Origin of the sequence: Nonomuraea sp. NPDC049269 (assembly GCF_043197155.1) — a bacterium.
GTDB lineage: Bacteria > Actinomycetota > Actinomycetes > Streptosporangiales > Streptosporangiaceae > Nonomuraea.
The window spans coordinates 423,498-441,086 of sequence record NZ_JBICSO010000011.1; the positions used below are offsets into that span (position 1 = coordinate 423,498).

The following is a 17,589-nucleotide window of genomic DNA, read 5'->3' on the forward strand; positions in this document are numbered from 1 at the left end:
GCCGTATGGATCGATTCGGCTTTTTTATCCTTCAGCACAAGGTGCTCGTCGTCCTCGCATGGCTGGCGCTGGCGGTCATGGGCGGGTTCGCGACGATCGGTGTCGGTGATCGTCTGACGGAGGATCTCGCCCAGCCGGGCCGGCCGGGATACGAGGCGAACCAGGCCATCCACCGGCTCTACGGCACGGGCGGGGACGATCCGCCGCTGGTCGCTGTCATCACCCTGCCCGCCGGCCGGACGGTGGACGACTCGGGGACGCGGGCGCTCATCGCCCGGCCGTTCGCGGTGGCGGCCGCGGCGATGCGGGTCCGCGTCGTGTCGTACGCCGACACCGGGGACCGGCGCTTCGTCGGCGCGGACGGGCGGACGACGTTCGGGCTGGTGTTCACCGAGCCGACCCGGGGCATGAACGCCGACCTGAGCGGACCCCTCCTGCGGGTCATGCGACCGGCCATGACGGGCGGCGCGACACTCCGCGTGACCGGCCTCGAAGCACTGGCCGCCGTCGAGGCGCGGGGCGTCAGCGTGCTCGTCGAGACGCTGATCGGCGGGGTGGGCGCGCTCGTGGTGCTCGCCTTCGTCTTCGGCTCGGTGCTGGCCCTGGTCCCCGTCCTGGTCGCCGCCGTGTCGATCCCGGTGACCTTCCTGGCGGTGTACGGCCTGGCCGGAATGACGGACGTGCACATGATCGTGCAGTTCATCGTCGCCCTCATCGGACTGGGGGTGGCGATCGACTATTCGCTCCTGCTCATCACCCGCTGGCGGGAGGAGCGGGCGCTGGGGTACGAGGGGGACGACGCCGTCATGCGCGCGCTGGCCACGGCCGGGCGCTCCGTGGTGATCAGCGGGGCCACTGTGGGCATCGGCCTGATCGCCATGGTGGTCATCCCGGTGCCGTTCCTGCGCAGCATCGGGTACGGCGGGATCCTGGTCCCGCTGGTGAGCGTGGCGGTCGTCCTGACCCTGCTGCCCGTGTTGCTGGCGAAGGGCGGAGCCCGGCTCGACCGGCCGCGCCGGCGCCCGCGCGCCGAGGCGTGGCGCTGGGCGGCCTGGGCGCGCGGCGTGATCCGGTTCCGATGGCCGGCGCTGATCGCGTCCACCGGCCTGCTCGCGGCCCTCGGCTGCGCGGCCTTCGGGCTCCAGCTCGGCCAGCCGACGAGTCCCTCGCTGGCCGGATCGGGACCGGCGTACGAAGGGCTGACCGAGCTGCGGCGCGCGGGGATCCCGAGCGGGGTGCTCACGCCGCTCGACGTGATCCTCCCCGCGGGCGCCGATCCGGCCGCCGAAGCCGCCCGGCTGGCGTCGCTGCCGGGAGTCGCCACGGTGGTCGCTCCTCCGGCCTGGCGCGGCGGCGGAACGTCCCTGATCACCGTGATCCCCGCCGACGAGACCGGGACCGCGGCCGGGAAGGACACGATCACCCGGATCCGCGGGGCGGTGCCTCCCGGGGCCCAGGTCGCCGGTGAGGCCGCCCAGAGCATGGACTTCGTGGCCGCGGTCTACGGTGCCTTCCCGGTGATGCTCGCGCTGATCGCGATCATGACATTTCTCCTGCTCGCCCGGACGTTCCGGTCACCGGTCCTGGCGATCAAGGCGGTGGTGCTCAACCTGCTCTCACTGGCCGCGACCCTGGGCGCGGTGGTCCTGGTCTGGCAGTACGGCTACGGCTCGGCGCCGATCTGGGGCCTGCCCGGCATGGGCGCCATCCCGGAGTTCATCCCCGCCATGATCTTCGCGTTCCTGTACGGCCTGTCCATGGACTACGAGGTGTTCATCCTGGCCCGGATGCGCGAGGCGTACGACAGGACGGCCGACACGGAGGAGGCGATCGTGGTGGGCATCGGCCGGACGGGTCGCCTGGTCACCAGTGCTGCCCTGATCCTCTTCCTGGCGTTCGCGTCTCTGGCCGCCGCTCCGCAACCGGAGATCAAGATCTTCGCGACCGGGCTCGGCATCGGCGTGCTGCTGGACGCGACCGTGGTCCGGGCACTGCTCGTGCCCGCGCTCGTCGCGGTGATGGGCCGGTGGAACTGGGTCACCGGTCGCCGAGGGCTCAGGGGCGGAACGCCCTGAGTGTGAGCTCCACCAGGGCGTCGGCGTACTCGGGCGTGAGCGGCCCGGAGCGGTGCAGCCAGCGCTGGTAGAGGGGGGCGTACAGCAGCTCAAGTGCCAGGTCGAGATCGGCGTCCGCGGCGAACTGGCCCGCCCGCTGCGCGCTGCGCAGTCGCGCCTTCTTGGCCTCGTCCACGGGTCCGGCCAGTTTCTCGCGGTATTGGGCGGCGAGCTCCGGATCGTTGATGATCTCCATGTTGAGCGCCCGGATCGGCGCCTCGAAGCCGGGGTCGGCGAACTCGGCGACGGTGGCGCGCATGACGGTCTTGAGGTCGGCTTCGATGTCGCCCGTGTCGGGTAGCGCGAGCCCTTCGGCCCCCTCGCTGAGCGCCAGGAACGAGTCGAAGATCACGGCTCCTCGGTTGCGCCACCAGCGGTAGATCGTCTGCTTGCCCACCCCTGCCCGTGCGGCGATGGCTTCGATCGTGACCTTCGCGTACCCCACCTCGGTGACCAGTTCGCGGGCCGCGTCGAGGATCGCCTGGCGCGATCGCTCGTTGCGGCGGGTGGGGTCCGGCTGTTTCGCGGTGGACATGCCGGTGAGGATAGCAGCCCTTGGAGACGAGACGTTCCGTCTTGACGAATGGGGAAGGCTGATGCAAGCTGTGTCTTGCGAGACGAACCGTCTCGTCTCAATTATGAGGAGGTGGGGTCTGTGACGAGTACCCGAGTGTGGTTCATCACCGGAGCGTCCCGGGGGTTGGGCCGGGCGTTCGCGGAGGCGGCGCTGGCCGCGGGAGGCCGGGTCGTGGCCGCGGCCCGCGATGTCGATCCGCTCGCTGAACTGGCGGAAGAGCATCCGGGCCGTCTTGTACGCCTGTCCATGGACGTCTCCGATCGCGCGGCGGTCCGGGAAGGCGTGGACCGGGCGGCGGCGGCCTTCGGGCGGCTCGACGTCGTGGTCAACAACGCCGGAGGGCTGCTGTTCGGCATGGTGGAAGAGGCCACCGAGGAGCAGATCCGGGCCCATCTCGACGTCAACCTCTTCGGCGCGATCTGGGTCGCCCAAGCCGTCGTCCCGTACCTGCGGGCGCAGGGTTCCGGGCGCATCCTCCAGGTCACCTCGATGGGCTCCGGCGGGGGATTCGCCTCGGTCGGCCTGTACGCGGCGGGCAAGTCGGCGCTCGACTCAGTCAGCCAGGCGCTGGCGATGGAGGTCGAGCCCTTCGGCATCAAGGTCACCATTGTGCAGATGGGCGGCTACAACACCGGGCTGTTCACGACGGGCACCACGACGACCGAGCCCTTCCAGAGTATGAGCCCCTGCGCAAGAAGCTGGCCGAGATATGGGGCGACGACGCGGGACCTGACCCGAGTACGGCCGCACCCGTCATCATGGACTTGGTCGACCTGCCGAATCCGCCGCTGCGGCTGATCGTCGGCAGTAACTCCTACGACCTTGTCCAGCAGATGGACCAGGCCCGAACGGAGGAGTACCGCGCCTGGGAGCACCTCAGCCGCAAGGCGCAAGGTTGAGCGCCCCATACGCCCGGTTGTCAGGAAAAATACGTGTATGAGACAGCCCGTCCTGGGCGAGGCCCCTGGCAGTACGCTGCTCTGCATGCGCAGACGGGTGATCGACGACCGGTTCGAGCTGGTGGAACGGCTCGGCGGCGGCGGCATGGGCCTCGTCTGGCGGGCCTGGGACGTGGCCCTGCACCGGGAGGTCGCGCTCAAGGAGGTACGGCCGCCCGACCCCGACATGGACGAGCGCGACCCTGAGGCCGCCCGCGAGCTGCGGGCCAGAGTGCTCCGCGAGGCCCGCGCCCTGGCCCGGCTGAACCACCCGCACGTCGTGACCATCCACCACATCGTGGACAACGGCGACAGCGGCTACCCGTGGCTCGTCATGGAGCTGGTCTCCGGCGGCTCGCTTCAGGAACGCCTCGAACACGGCCCGATGACGCCGCAGGAGACCGCGCGTCTCGGCCGCGAGATCCTGTCCGCGCTGCGGGCCGCGCACGCCGTCGGCATCCAGCACCGCGACGTCAAACCCGCCAACGTCCTGCTGCGGCCGGACGGCCGGTCGGTGCTCACCGACTTCGGCATCGCCGCGGTACGCGAGTCCACCAGCCTGACGGCGACCGGCTCGTTCATTGGCTCGCCCGAGTACATCGCGCCGGAACGCATCAACGGCCACGAGGGCGACCCGGCCTCGGACCTGTGGTCGCTGGGGATGCTGCTGTACGTCGCGGTCGAAGGCCGCCATCCGCTCCGCCGGGCCACCACGCTGGCGACGCTGGCCGCGGTGCTCAACCAGGACGTGCCGCCGCCGCAGCGGGCCGGAGCGCTCGGTCCCGTGCTCGGCCACGTGCTCACGCGCGACCTGGCCGCCCGGCCGGACGGCGAGACGCTGGACCGCATGCTCGCCTCGGTGACCGACACCCCCGCGTCGATGCCCGCGCCTCCTGGCTGGGCCCCAGGTCCGCCACTCGCACAGCCGCCGAACAGCGGCCCTCCGTTCCAGCAGTCGCCCACCGGCCCGGGGTTCCCGCAGCCGCACATGGGCCCGCCTATGGGCTCGCAGCCCGGCATGGGCCCGCAGCCGAACATGGGGCAGCAGCCGAACATGGGCCCGTACTCGGCCATGGGGCCGCAGGTGGGCACCGGTCCGCAGTACCCCCCGCTGAACACCAGCCCGCCGCTCCCGCGCTCGGTCACCGGAGCCACGCGTCGCCGCACGCGGCGCAGCGCGGCCCCGGCCATGGTCGCGGTGTCCGCCGCCGTGGTCGTGGTGGTCGGCGTGCTGGTGTGGACGTTCTTGCCCGCGCTGAACGGCGACGCCGACGACGACCCGCAGGCACTGAATTTCGCAACACCGACCAGCTCCGCCACCAAGTCCACGAAGAAGAGCACCAGCAAGCCCACCGAGGCCGCCGCCGACCCGGGCAACCTGCTGACCCCGGCGGGCATGCGGACCATGATCTCCAAGTTGAAGCCGGTGATGGGCGGCACCAAGGTCTTCCGGATGACGGTGTACCCGGAGTACGCGAGCATTGAGGGGCTGGTCAAGGGCGAGAAGGACATCTACGACCGCTTCACCTACCGTGACGGCGTAGCCGAGCGCCAGGGCCCTGGCGGCACCGCGAACGACGCCGCGGTGGACCTGGCCAAGTTCAACTGGGACGCCCTCCCTGCCCTGTTCCGCAAGGCGGACAAGGATCTGCGCATCCGCAAGCCCACCACCCACTACATGATCGTGGATCCCGCCTTCGCCTACGTGGGCGGCGTCCGCGAGTCGATGATGATCTATGTGGGCGACGAATACCGAACGGCCTACCTGGTAGCCGACGTCAACGGCAAGGTGATCAAGACCAATCCGGCGTGACCGGCATCTCCCGCTGCCGCCGCAGCGGTGAGAACACCAGCCAGAGCACCGCCAGCCAGGAACAGCTCACCGCGACGGCCAGGGTCGCGCGGGCGCCGAGCCAGGCGCCGAGGATCCCCGCCAGCAGACCGCCGATCGGCATCGCGCCGCGGATCATCCACCGGATGCTCGCGTTCATCCGGCCGAGCAGCTCGGGCGGGCAGATCGACTGCCGGAAGGCGATCTGCAGCACGTTGTACGCGACGGTGGACAGCCGCGAGGCGAACAACCCCGCCGCGACGGCCAGCACTCCCCAGCCGGGCCCGCCCATCGGGACCAAGAGCGCGAACCCCCCGAGGTACAGCTTCCCCGCCCATAACGCCCGGGCCCCGCCCACCCATCGCGCGAACGACGTGGCGAGCACGCCGCCCACGATCCCGCCGGCACTGCCCAGCCCCAGCACCAGCCCGAGCGTGGCGGGGTCGGTGCCGAGGTCGCCGAGCAGGAAGACGACGACGAGCGTGGTGACCATGGCGTCGCAGAGGTTCGAGATCGCGCTGCACGCCACGACGCGCCGCAGCACCGGGTGCCGCAGGACGAAGGTGATCCCCTCGGCCGCCTCCCGACGCATGCTCCGGTCCCCGCGGTCGGCGGGCCGCGGTTCGGGACTGCGGATCAGCAGCAGGGTCACGATGCCGATCACGTACGAGAGGCAGTCCACGACCATCACCCGTGCCGCGCTGTGCAACAGCGTCATCAGGCCGCCCGCCAGGGAGGGACCGCCGGCGACGGCCACCGCGTTGGTCGTGGCGATCTTGCCGTTGCCCTCGACGAGCCGCTGCCGCGACATCAGGACCGGCAGGTAGCTCTGGCAGGCGATCTCGAAGACGACATTGATCGAACCCACGAGGAAGGCCACCGCGTACAGGTGAATGATCGTCAGCCCGCCCAGCGCCGCCGCGACAGGGACCGAGGCCACCACCACGCCCCGCGCCGCTCCGCAGCCGATCATCAGCGGGCGCTTGACGACGCGGTCGACGATCATCCCGGCGGGCAGCGTCATGACCAGCCAGGCGGCCGTGCTGCAGGCGGTCAGCAGCCCCACCTCGAAGGTCGAGGCACGCAGCATGGTGATGGCGGTGAGCGGCACCGCCAGCGTCGTGACGGCGGCGCCCAGATCGCTGATGCTCTGCCCGGTCCAGAAGAGCATGAAGTCGCGATTTTTCAGGAGTGTGCCATCTTGTTCGGGCGCCTGCCGGTTGAGGGTCACGCCATTGACCGTACGGAAAGCGGTCTCCGCGATACGGCCATATGTCCGGATTCGACGGGCGGACTCGTGGTTTCGCTGGTGGTCAACGTGTCGACGTCAGGAGCACAGCGCCATACACCACGTACGCGGCGAGGATGACGATCCCGGCCCGCCCCGTCGGCGATCAACTGTGTCGGGTCGGCCGATAGGTCAGCACCTGCGTGTGGCCGTCGAAGGTCCGGGCCTCGAGCAGTTCGAGGTCGAAGTCGTCCGCGCCGTCGAAGATCCGGTCCACGCCGGTCGTCCCGGAGATCACGGGGAAGACCGTCACCTCGATGGTGTCGATCAGGCCGGCGTTCAGCAGCGCCCGGTTGAGCGTCAGGCTGCCGTGGGAGCGCAGCGGCACATCGGATTCGGTCTTGAGGCGCGTGACCACCTCGACAGGATCGCCGGACTCGATGGTCGTGTCCGCCCATGCGAGCGGCTCGGTCAGCCGGCTGGAGAGCACCGTGACCGGGGAGTCGAACATGCGCGTGATCCACCCGTCGAACAGGCTGCGGTCGAAGCCCGCGTCAAGGAACGGCGCGTTCGAGGAGTAGGTCTTGGCCCCGAGCACCATGCGCAGCGGGTCGCGGTAGGCAGCCGCGCGGTAGGCGAGGAATTCGGGGCCCTGCTTGCCCCAGTAGCCGCCCCAGTCGCCGTTGTGGTTGGCGAAGCCGTCGAGCGTGGAGAAGATGTCGAAGGTGTACGTGGCAGTCATGGTGTCTCCTTGCGGGACGTTGGTCGCGCGCGCCTTGTGGCGGCCTCACTCCCGCTACGAACACCACCGCCCCGATCCGACACGCCTCCCGGATTTCTTGCACAACTTTCCGAGCTGACCCACCGCCTCCAGACCAAGCTCGTCGAGATCCGGAAGAGCGCCTTACCCGCATCTAACACCTGATCCGCCATGCTCGACGGGACCGGAAGGGGTCTTGTCGTGAAACAGCGGGCCTGGGGCCGGGTACTCCCGTGGAACCGGCTGGGGCTCCGGATGCGGCTCACGCTCCTGTACGGCTGCTCGTTCTTCGTGGCCGGCTCGCTGCTGCTCTGGTCGACGTACCTGATCACCGGGCAGGCGTTGGACCAGCAGTTCTCCCCGGGGCCCAGGGTGGTCAGCGGCGAGCGGGCCGAGGGTGTGCCGGGGGACGCGGTCAAAGGCGAGGTGTTCTTCCAGCGGGTCAACGTCAAGCAGCGGGCGGACGGCGTGCTCGACGAGATGCTGCGCTCCTCGCTCATCATCATGGTCCTGATCGGGGTCATCGCGTTCGTGCTCGGCTATTTGATGGCTGATCGGGCGTTGCGGCCGTTGGATCGGGTGACGGAGACGGCGCGGCGGTTGTCGGAGAGTACGTTGCATGAGCGGATCGGGTTGCGGGGTCCGCATGATGAGGTGAAGCGGCTGGCCGATACGTTCGATGCGATGTTGGATCGGTTGCATCGGGTGTTCGAGGCGCAGCGCAGGTTCATCGGTAATGCCTCGCATGAGTTGCGGACGCCGTTGGCGATCAATCGGACGATTCTGGAGGTGTCGCTGGAGGAGCCGGCGGCTTCTCCGGATCTCAAGGCGCTGGCTCGGGCGTTGCTGGGCACCAACGCCCGTTACGAGCGGCTGATCGAGGGCCTGCTGCTGCTCGCGCAGTCGGAGCAGGAGCTCGCCGTCCGCAAGAGCATCGACCTGCGCCAGGTGATCCGGGCCGTGGAGGAGCAGCTCGACCTGCAACCTCGCAAGCGGCCGGTCACCCTCCACCAGGACCTGCGCGCCGCCCTCGCGACGGGCGACCCGCTCCTGCTGGAGCGGTGCGTGTACAACCTGCTGGAGAACGCGATCAAGTACAACGTCCGCGACGGTGACGTGTGGCTGCGCCTGCGTGAGGAGGGCGAGGAGGCGGTCGTCGTGGTGGAGAACACCGGGACGCCCGTCCCGCCGTACGACGTGGACGACCTGTTCGAGCCGTTCCGCCGGCTGCAGGGCGACCGGATACGGTCGGCTCGCGGCGCGGGGCTGGGACTGTCGATCGTCCGGGCCATCGTCGACGCGCACGGCGGCACGGTCACCGCCGAGGCGCGGCCGGAGGGCGGTCTGACCGTCACCATGCGGCTGCCCCGGCTGGAACGCCAGGCTGCCCTGCGCGCCTGAGCTGAACCGGCGCGTACGTAGATTTTCCGATGTGCGGAATGCGCCCTATGTCTACTGTCTGCCGCATCGAGCGCCGTCCAAGCAAGGTAGGTTCATGCGCGCGCTGACCGTCTTACTCTCCACTGTCCTGGTTTCCGCGACCCTGGCCGCTCCCGCGCCTGGCCTCGCCGCCACGCGACCCGAGGCGGCCACGGTGAACGTCGTCTATCAACGAGCCGACTTCGCCTCCGGTACGCCCGAGGGAACGGTTTCCGGCGACGGCCTGTCGTTCGCCTCCGCGGCCGGTACCACCACCTATACGGACGCGCTCGGCACCAAGAGCTGGGAGTACGCCCGCTGGACCGGGCCGGAGCGGACGATCGACTTCGCCGCCACCCAGCTGATCGCCTCGTGGACCGCCGACGTCCCGGCGGGTAGCTGGCTGCAGGTCGAGGCCCGTGGTCGTCATGCGGCCGGGCTGACCAAGTGGTACGTGCTCGGTCGCTGGGCGTACGGTGAGGGTGACATCCGCCGCACCTCGGTGGCCGGCCAGGCCGACGCCGACGGCACCGTCTCCGTCGACACGTTCGTCGCGGCGACGGGCAAGCAGATCAACGCCTACCAGCTACGCCTCACCCTCTACCGGACGCCGGGCTCCGCCGTGACGCCGACCGTACGGACGCTGGGGGCGATGGCCTCGAACGTGCCCGAGCGCAAGACCGTGCCGGTCAGCCCGGGCGGCGGCGCTTGGGGCACCGAGCTGACCGTGCCGCGCCGCTCCCAGAACGTGCACGAAGGCCACTACCCGGAATGGGACGGCGGCGGTCAGGCCTGGTGCAGCCCGACCTCGACCACGATGGTCCTCGGCTACTGGGGCAAGTGGCCCAGCGCGCAGGACACCTCCTGGGTCGATCCGGCCGACCCGAACCCGGAGGTCGACTACGCCGCCCGCTACTCCTACGACCACGCCTACCAGGGCGCGGGCAACTGGCCGTTCAACACCGCCTACGCCGGACGCTACGGCCTGGACGGCTTCATCACCCGCCTGCGGTCGCTGACCGAGCTGGAGCGGCTGATCAGCGCCGGCATCCCGGTGATCACCTCGCAGTCCTTCAAGAAGGGCGAGCTGCCGGGCGCCGGATACGGCACGAACGGGCACATCATGGTGGTCGTCGGCTTCACCGCCACCGGTGACGTGATCGCCAACGACCCGGCCTCCGCCAGTAACGACGCCGTGCGGCGCGTCTATCCGCGGGCCGACTTCGAGAACGTCTGGCTCCGCAGCTCCAGCAGCGGCGGCATCGCGTACGTCATCCACCCGCCCGGCCACGCCCTGCCCGCGACCACGCCGGGACTGCCCGCCAACTGGTGACCCTCGTTGCGAAGAGCCCGGCTATTCGCGGTAGCGGGCGAGCGCGGCGTGGGCCTGCGCGGTGATCGACTCGATCACCGTGGCCGCCGGTTCGATCGAGTCGACCAGGCCCACGCCCTGCCCCGCGAGCAGCGCCATCTCTTCCAGGTCGCCGGTGGTCAGACCGCGCATCGGGACCAGGAAGGAGAACTTGCGCATGTCCACCCGATCCCCGTTGAGCGTCGTGTGCCCGATGACCTCCAGGCCCGAGGTGTCGCGCGGCACCTCGTCCGCCCGGTCGTGCCACTCGCGGACCACCCGGTTACGCAGCACCCGCGTCGGGTTGAACTGCGGGGTCTCCGGGCCGAACACCCGGGTACGCGCGGTGTCGGTGCCCCGCGCCGCCACCAGCCGGCTCTTGTAGCCTTCGTGCGCCGCCGACTCGGCCGTGGCCGCCAGCCGCGTGCCGATCCAGGCGCCGTCGGCCCCGAGCATGAGCGCGGCGGCCAGCCCCCGGCCGTCCGCGATCCCCCCGGAGGCCAGGACCAGCGCCGGGGCGACCGCGTCGACCACCAGCGGGACCAGCGCGAACGTCGGCAGCGTCGCGTAATTGTGCCCGCCCGCCTCCAGCCCCTGCGCCACCACCACGTCCACGCCGTCGTCCACCGCCCGCTTGGCGTCGTCCACCGACCCGACCTGCTCGAAGACCCGCACGCCCGCGCCGTGCAACTGGCGGATGAAGCTCGTCGGCGGATGCCCCCAGTGGAACGACGTCACCGAGACACCGGCCGAGCAGATCGCGTCGATCTGCTCGGGCTTGGCGAAGGGGGTGATGAGGTTGACGTTGAGCGGCCCGGTGGTGCCGGCCCGTACCGCGCCGATGGTCTCGACCATGGCGGCGGTCGGCATCAGCCCCACTCCGAGCGACCCCAGCGCCCCGGCATTGCTCACCGCGATCGCCAGCTCCGGCAGCGCTCCGACGAACGCCATGCCGGCCTGCGCGATCGGGGTGGTCAGACCGTACGCGTCGGTGAAGCGTGTCCGCAGATTCATGCCTTAGAGGCGTTCCATCCCGTTCCACGACGTTCGCCAAGAGAACACATCCGACCTATTGACTCGCCCGGCTACCGGTGGTCATATCGAGAAATATTAGGAAAGTTTGTTAACGAGCGCACGTCACAGGGAGCTGCGCCATGTCCAGAACGGTGCCTGTCTTAGCCGTACTCGCCTTACTGGCAACGGTATTGATCGGAGGTATAGCGCAGGCAGCGACCACCACCCGCTACGAGGCGGAAGCCGCCACGATCTCCAAGGGCGTCTTCGAGGCCAGCCACACGGGCTTCTCCGGCACCGGCTACGTCAACGGCGACAACGTCTCGGGCAGTTACCTGGAGTTCTCGGTCACCGCACCTTCGGCCGGCCCCGCGACCCTCGCCCTGCGCTACGCGAACGGCACCACTGCCAACCGTCCCGCCACCATCACGGTCAACGGCACGGCCATCGCCACCGGCCAGGCGTTCAACGGCACGGGGAACTGGGACACCTGGGCCACCGCCACACTCACCGCGACGCTGCAGGCGGGCGCCAACCCGGTCAGGATCACCGCGACCACCGCCAACGGCAACCCCAACCTGGACTTCCTCGACGTCACCATGTCCAGCACCCAGGACATCGCCTACCAGGCCGAGACCGCCGTACTCTCCCAGGCGGCGGTGGCGAGCAACCACACCGGCTTCACCGGCACCGGCTTCGTCGACTACGTCAACACGACGGGCGGCTACATCGAGTGGACGGTGAACGTGCCCGAGGCGGCCAGAACGACACTGACCCTGCGCTACGCCAACGGGACGACGGCCAACCGCCCGCTGGACATCTCGGTCAACGGCACCGTGGTCGCCGCAGGCCAGGCGTTCAACCCCACGGCGAACTGGGACACCTGGGCGGACCTCGCCATCACCGCCTCACTCAATGAAGGGACGAACACGGTCAGGGCGACCGCCACAGGCGCCGCCGGCGGCCCCAACCTCGACAAGCTCACCGTCTCCGGGCCCATCGACTCCCACCCGCCCACGGCACCCGGACAGCCGAGCCAGACGGACATCACCTCGGCGAGTGTCACGGTGACCTGGGCCGCCTCGGCCGATGACGTGGGCGTCGCCTTCTACGACCTGTTCGGCGACGGGCGGGCGTGCGGCACCGTCTCAGGACAGACCACCACGGGCACCTGTACGGGCCTGAGCGCCGACGCCGACCACGTCATCCACGTCGTCGCGCGGGACGCGGCCGGCAACGTCTCCCCGCCGAGCCCCGATCTCACCGTGCACACCCCCGTCGCGCAGAACCCGTACGGCGACCCCTACCTGGTCTCCATGTTCGACGGCACCACGCTGGACGGCTGGACCCCGCACGCGGCGGCCGGCTGGACCGTGAAGAGCGGCGCCATCCACGGCACCGGTACGGCAGGCAGAGGCTGGATCTACTACAACAAGCAGCAGACCGGCACCTTCCGCTGGATCTTCAACGTCCGGCAGGTGTCGGGCGACCACGCGCCGACCGTGCTGATCTGGGGCACCACCACGCCGATCAGGGACGCGCTCAGCGCCATCCAGTTCCAGCCGCCCAACGGCGGCCACTGGGACTACCGCCCCGGCCACAACAACGGCGGCGGCAGCCTGTTCACCCAGTTCCCGCATACCAAGTGGGACATCCACAACTGGAGCCAGTGCGAGCTCGTGGCCGACCAGAGCACGGGCCAGGCCAGGATGGCCTGCTGCCCGCTCACCGCGAGCGCGCCCACGTGTACGGCGGTCGAGGTGCTGGCGTTCAAGGACACCACCGCCGGGCAGGTCGGCCCGCTGGCCATCCAGATCCACAACAGCGGCATCCAGGACGAGTACCGCGGCCTCTACCTGGAGTCGCCGGTGGTGGTGAACCCGGGCGGCTTCATCACGACGGGCTAGCGCCCGGACGTCCCCGGCTGCCCGATGATCTCGGGCGGCCGGGGACCCGGGATTCCGAGTGCTGAGACCGGACTTGTATCCCAGAACAACAACGAGCGGCTGGTCGCCTGCCTGATCGGGTCCGCTACCGGAAGCGGCGGCTCTTCGACCGGGCCAGCAGGGTGAGCACCCCAGCGGCGGCGACGAGTGCCGCACCGCCCACCGCCCACGGCAGGCGGCCGTTCCCGGCGGATGCGGGCCCGGCGGCCGCGGCCTCGGACAACGCGGCGGGTTCGGGTTTGGAGCGCGCGGCGGCGGTCTTGGCGCCCCGGAAGACCACGTCGGAGCAGGAGTAATAGGTGTCCGGCGTGTCGGAGTTCTGCCAGATCGTGTAGATCAAGTGGCGGCCGGTCTTACCGGCGGGCAGGCGGCCCTTCATGACGTACGAGCCGTCCGCCATCGCCGGGTCGGTGACCTTGAGGAAGGGCTTCTTCTCCAGGTCGGACCACTTGAGCGGACGGGACGGGTTGTAGCCGTCCGTGGTGACGTACAGCCGGAAGATCCCCTTGTGCGGGATGGTGCCGCGGTATTTGAAGGTGAAGCCCGCTCCGGCCGTCAGCTTGGTGGCGGGCCAGTCCTTGCGGGCGAGGTCGAGGCCGCTGTACCCCTTGATGCCGCCACTGCACAGCTTCCCGTCGGGGATCACCTGGCGGTCCCGGCCGGCGACGTCGGCCACTCTGAGGTTGTCCCACCCGCGGGGCAGCGCCGTACCGCTCACCGCCAGGGCGGCTTTGCAGGCGGGCGACTTGGCCGTCCGTGGGCTGTCGGCGCCGCAGGCCGCCGCCCGGCTGAGGGGGTTCTCCAGTGCCCCGTGGGCACCGGCCGGCCCGGCGGGCAGCAGCAGGCCCACGCCGAGCACGGCGACCGCCACGCTCGCGATCCGGCGACGCATGACCACGTGGCAGTCCTCCTCGGCTCGCGAACTCCGTCCTGCGTACAGGTACGGACGCCCGGCCGTGCGGGTTCACCCGGGCTCGGCGGAGAACCGGTAGAACTCCTGGAGCACCCGCGCGGCCTGGTCCGCGCCTACCACGGGGCAGACGTACCCACCGGCCGCGATGTGCGCGCACAGCTCCGGGTCCGGCCGCAGATGGTGGGTGCGCAGGTAGTAGGTGACCGTGTCGGTCCAGACGTAGGTCCCGTCGGTGCGGAAGCTCAGCGGCACCACGTCGCCACGCTCCGGTTCGACCCGGTCCACGTCCAGCCCGGTGGTGCCCAGGATCGGCATGCCCGCCTCCAGGTAGGCGGCGAGCCGTTCGCGTTCTCGCGGGCTCTCCACCAGGGGATGGCCGGGCTCGAAGTACGGCACGCCGTTCCTGACGCCGTCGAAGACCCGGGCGACCGCGATCACGGCCTCGCCCCTTCCTGGCTGTACCGTGCGAGAACGGACGGCTGCCAGCCGGTGATCGCGTAGAGGCTGATGAGCTGCTCCTTGTCGAGGTGGTCGTCGGCTCGCCCCCGCACACTGGCCATGCTGACCGCGTTGGTGGGCCCGTTCGCGTCGATCAGGGCCTGGAAGTGGTACGGCCTGAGCCCTGGTCGCGCCACGTTGGGCATGCAGTACTCGTAGCCCCGGTGCGGGCCGCCCTCGGCGGCCGGGTTCTGCGCCAGCCTGTACAGGATGTCCTGGTGTCCGCGGAAGGCGTCGAGGAGTTTGAGGTAGTTGATCACCTCGCGGTAGTCGGGCGTGCCGACGTGGATGTGCCCGCCCACCCCCGGCCCCGGCTCGCCGCCGTGCGCCCGGATGATCTCGACGACCTGGTCGACCCGGCTCCAGGTCTCGGGCGTGTCGCGCAGGATCGGTGAGACGACCTCGCCGGCCACGGCGGTCGTACGTTCCCGCTCCACCCACCAGCCGTCGGCGGCTTCGCCGTAGCCCCGCTCGTGGCCTGTGTGGCGGGCGAGGACTCCGGACTCGGCGGCGAGGCCCGCCTTGTGCAGGGCGCGGGCTGTCTGCTCGTTCACCTTGGCCTGGGATGGTCGCTGTAGGAGCCGCCGAAGTGGTGGACGGGCTCATGACTCAACGGCACGTCACCGGTCGCGTGCTCGCCGATCTGGTACAGGTTGTCGAGCAGTTGGTCGTGCCACGCCTCGCGGCCCAGCTTCGCGAACTCCGGCCGCAGCGCCTCGATCCGCTCGGTGAACAGCTCGATGTCCTGACGGGTGAGCTCGTTGTCGATCCACTCGCCCTCCACGTCCATGTAGTGATCGGCGAAGTCGTTCAACATGTACTCGTCCTTCGCCAGCCCGAAGCTGAAGGATCTGCTGAGGTCGATCCCGTGGACGCCGTCCTTGCCGTGGGCGAGCCAGTTGCCGCCCCTGCGGTCGGTGTTGGCGACCAGCGCGTCGAGCAGGCCGAGCAACCTCCCCGACGTGCTGGAGATGAAGGGGTGAACGCTGCCCTTGAGCTGGGACGGGTCGACACCGTCCATGAACTGCATGTAGACGGCGTCCGGGTTGGTGGGATCTCTGATGATGTGGGGCACGGGAGCACCGATCGCTCGCCCGACGAGCGAGGCGAGCAGGTCCTTTTTCACCGTGACATGCCCGAAGTTATGCACTTTCCTGATGAGGAAGGTGCCGTCACGGAATCGGATTTTTTGCACGATTCCATGCTGGCCATCGCCTATGACCTCGATCCTTGGTTGCTCCCGCTCCAGTTTCGCCTTCAGCGTCTCCTCGTTGAGCGGCCCCGGCGGGAGCTCGTGGCTCGGCCGGGCCACGTCCACCGGGGCGGTCGGCTGCCGGTGCGGCTGCTCCGGCTGGGTGTGGTGCCACTGGCCGTCCTCGCGGAAGATCGGCCGGCCGTCCTGGCGGTACTGGGGGATGCTCCCCGTGTGCGCCAGCCGGTCGGCGCCGATGTAGACGAACTTGTCGGCCGTGATGATCTCCCGGCCGACGATGTCGGCGACCTGCTTCACCGCGACGGGGTTCTGATAGAGGTCGCAGCCCAGGATGCGCAGTTTGGCGTTGGGATCGGCCATCACGACCGGGTCGTAGGCGAGCATCGTGCCCACGTCGTGGCCCGACAGCCGCTGGTCGCCGAGGTAGAACCCGTTGCGGTCGGCGCTGATGCCCACGTCGATGACTCCCGGTGTCTGCCGCAGCAGCCGCATGTCCGCGCTGGGCATGACCGCCTGGCCCGGATTCCGGTACCAGACGCCCGAGGCCACCTCGTGCCTGCTCTGCCGGATGATCTCCCGATGCCTGGGCGTGAGCTCCGGCACGGCCCGGCCATCGCTCCCGCGCGCCCCACCGGGCTCGCCCCCTCCGCTCCGCTCGTGCGGCGCCCCGCCCGCACCCTCGCGGGGCGCCCCGCCCGCGCCGTCGTGGGACGGTCCGCCCGCGCCGTCGTGCGGGTCCGGGCCGAAGTGGTACGCGGGCACCCGCTGATCAGCCGGTCGCGGCGCCTCTCCAGGGACCCGCGCGTCCGCCAGCCGGGTGCCGCCCGGCTCTCCCAGTCGTGGCACCTCTCCCAGTCGTGGCACGCGGAGGCCCTCGGCGGCCCGCGGGCCCGCATAGCCCGCCCGGCCGTCGATGCCGCCCACGAAGCCCGCCACCGCGGCCTTGCCCAGCGCCTCGGGAGTGAGCTGGCCGTTCTCCACCAGCATGGGGACCGAGCCGATCACCGACGCGACGCTGCTCTGGGTGGCCACCCCGCCCACGGTCTGGGTCAGGAACGCCGCCACCCGCTCACGTGCCGTCATCTCCTCCTTCAGCACGACGCCACCCAGCATCCGCGGACCGCCCAGCTTGGCGATGAGCCCGCCCAACCCGGCGAACGCCAGCCCGGTCAGCAGCCCGCCCTCCACGGCCGCGGTCGTCTTGTCGCCGTCCCACTCGTCCCGCTTGCCCTCGGCGAACTGCCAGAGCTGGGTGCCGCCGTCCAGGCCGACCATGAACGCGATGCTCATCAGCAGCAGCTTGGCGATCGTCCTGACGTTCAGCCTGGCCATCGAGCAGGCGGGCCCGATCGACAGGAACGAGGCGCCGCCCGACGCGGGCCCGAACGCGTAGGACCGCAGCAGCAGGAAGGCCAGCAGGATCAGGCAGAGCGCGATGTACTTCTGCGTGTAGTCGGTGTCCAGGCCGTACGCCTCAAGCTGTTTCGCCGCGCTCTCGCAGGACTTGGCCAGCTCCTCCACGTACGCGGGGTCATCGGTGGAGAACTTCCCCCAGTAGGCGCTCAGCGCGGAAGCCGCGGGGCCCATGGCGTAGGCGAGCACGTTGCTGAGTGTCTCGTCGCCCTCGCAGGCCGCCGTACGGCACCTCGTGGCCGCGGTACGCAGGTCGGCGGCTCCCGCCAGGCTCTGCTCGCCGTCGCCCTCGGGGTAGTCCAGGCCGACGACCCAGCCGAGTACCGGTTCCACGTACGGGAACGCGGGGCCGAGCAGGGTCTGCAGGTCCACGC

General features: G+C 70.1%; 14 protein-coding genes. 6 read left to right on the forward strand and 8 right to left on the reverse strand.

Annotated elements, in window-relative coordinates; translation table 11 throughout:
• The first annotated feature begins 41 nt into the window (after nucleotides 1-41).
• On the forward strand, nucleotides 42-2,075 hold the full coding sequence (locus ACGFNP_RS51405) for an MMPL family transporter (RefSeq protein WP_393330839.1): 2,034 nt from the start codon (nucleotides 42-44) through the stop codon (nucleotides 2,073-2,075).
• Here ACGFNP_RS51405 and ACGFNP_RS51410 read toward each other — a convergent pair.
• Entirely contained in the window at nucleotides 2,056-2,649 is a 594-nt protein-coding gene (locus ACGFNP_RS51410) for a TetR/AcrR family transcriptional regulator (RefSeq protein WP_358319757.1), read from the reverse strand. The genes ACGFNP_RS51405 and ACGFNP_RS51410 overlap by 20 nt on opposite strands.
• Nucleotides 2,650-2,769: 120 nt before the next feature.
• On the opposite strand from ACGFNP_RS51410, the gene ACGFNP_RS51415 reads away from it, so the two are divergent.
• Complete coding sequence (locus ACGFNP_RS51415) at nucleotides 2,770-3,489, forward strand: SDR family NAD(P)-dependent oxidoreductase (protein WP_393330842.1); 720 nt, start codon at nucleotides 2,770-2,772, stop codon at nucleotides 3,487-3,489.
• A gap of 138 nt (nucleotides 3,490-3,627) precedes the next feature.
• Complete coding sequence (locus ACGFNP_RS51420) at nucleotides 3,628-5,442, forward strand: protein kinase (RefSeq protein WP_393330845.1); 1,815 nt, start codon at nucleotides 3,628-3,630, stop codon at nucleotides 5,440-5,442.
• Here ACGFNP_RS51420 and ACGFNP_RS51425 read toward each other — a convergent pair.
• Both ACGFNP_RS51425 and ACGFNP_RS51430 read right to left on the reverse strand, forming a co-directional pair.
• A complete protein-coding gene (locus tag ACGFNP_RS51425; protein ID WP_393330848.1) occupies nucleotides 5,423-6,691 on the reverse strand; it encodes an MFS transporter in 1,269 nt (422 codons plus the stop codon). The two genes, ACGFNP_RS51420 and ACGFNP_RS51425, sit on opposite strands and share 20 nt — an antisense overlap.
• Before the next feature lie 163 nt (nucleotides 6,692-6,854).
• Entirely contained in the window at nucleotides 6,855-7,430 is a 576-nt protein-coding gene (locus tag ACGFNP_RS51430) for a dihydrofolate reductase family protein (RefSeq protein ID WP_393330851.1), read from the reverse strand.
• A 219-nt stretch (nucleotides 7,431-7,649) separates the two neighbouring features.
• On the opposite strand from ACGFNP_RS51430, the gene ACGFNP_RS51435 reads away from it, so the two are divergent.
• Nucleotides 7,650-8,849: a sensor histidine kinase gene (locus ACGFNP_RS51435; protein WP_393330854.1), complete on the forward strand. Its 1,200-nt coding sequence runs from the start codon at nucleotides 7,650-7,652 to the stop codon at nucleotides 8,847-8,849.
• 94 nt (nucleotides 8,850-8,943) lie between these two features.
• On the forward strand, nucleotides 8,944-10,200 hold the full coding sequence (locus tag ACGFNP_RS51440) for a C39 family peptidase (protein ID WP_393330857.1): 1,257 nt from the start codon (nucleotides 8,944-8,946) through the stop codon (nucleotides 10,198-10,200).
• A gap of 21 nt (nucleotides 10,201-10,221) precedes the next feature.
• Here ACGFNP_RS51440 and ACGFNP_RS51445 read toward each other — a convergent pair whose 3' ends face one another.
• Nucleotides 10,222-11,232 carry an NAD(P)H-dependent flavin oxidoreductase gene (locus tag ACGFNP_RS51445; protein ID WP_393330860.1) on the reverse strand — a complete coding sequence of 337 codons (1,011 nt, stop codon included), beginning with the start codon at nucleotides 11,230-11,232 and terminating at the stop codon, nucleotides 10,222-10,224.
• A 140-nt stretch (nucleotides 11,233-11,372) separates the two neighbouring features.
• On the opposite strand from ACGFNP_RS51445, the gene ACGFNP_RS51450 reads away from it, so the two are divergent.
• Nucleotides 11,373-13,139: a carbohydrate-binding protein gene (locus tag ACGFNP_RS51450; protein WP_358319734.1), complete on the forward strand. Its 1,767-nt coding sequence runs from the start codon at nucleotides 11,373-11,375 to the stop codon at nucleotides 13,137-13,139.
• A 124-nt stretch (nucleotides 13,140-13,263) separates the two neighbouring features.
• On the opposite strand, the gene ACGFNP_RS51455 is transcribed toward ACGFNP_RS51450, so the two are convergent.
• The 4 genes from ACGFNP_RS51455 to ACGFNP_RS51470 all read right to left on the reverse strand — a co-directional run bounded on the left by ACGFNP_RS51455 (nucleotide 13,264) and on the right by ACGFNP_RS51470 (nucleotide 17,587).
• On the reverse strand, nucleotides 13,264-14,070 hold the full coding sequence (locus ACGFNP_RS51455; protein ID WP_393331181.1) for a lytic polysaccharide monooxygenase: 807 nt from the start codon (nucleotides 14,068-14,070) through the stop codon (nucleotides 13,264-13,266).
• 72 nt (nucleotides 14,071-14,142) lie between these two features.
• Nucleotides 14,143-14,529 (reverse strand): hypothetical protein, encoded by a 387-nt coding sequence (locus tag ACGFNP_RS51460; protein WP_358319731.1) that lies wholly within the window; start codon nucleotides 14,527-14,529, stop codon nucleotides 14,143-14,145.
• Entirely contained in the window at nucleotides 14,526-15,143 is a 618-nt protein-coding gene (locus ACGFNP_RS51465; RefSeq protein ID WP_393330864.1) for a hypothetical protein, read from the reverse strand. The genes ACGFNP_RS51460 and ACGFNP_RS51465 overlap by 4 nt, the downstream gene beginning before the upstream one ends.
• Nucleotides 15,140-17,587 carry a hypothetical protein gene (locus ACGFNP_RS51470; RefSeq protein WP_393330866.1) on the reverse strand — a complete coding sequence of 816 codons (2,448 nt, stop codon included), beginning with the start codon at nucleotides 17,585-17,587 and terminating at the stop codon, nucleotides 15,140-15,142. The genes ACGFNP_RS51465 and ACGFNP_RS51470 overlap by 4 nt, the downstream gene beginning before the upstream one ends.
• Nucleotides 17,588-17,589 lie beyond the last annotated feature (2 nt).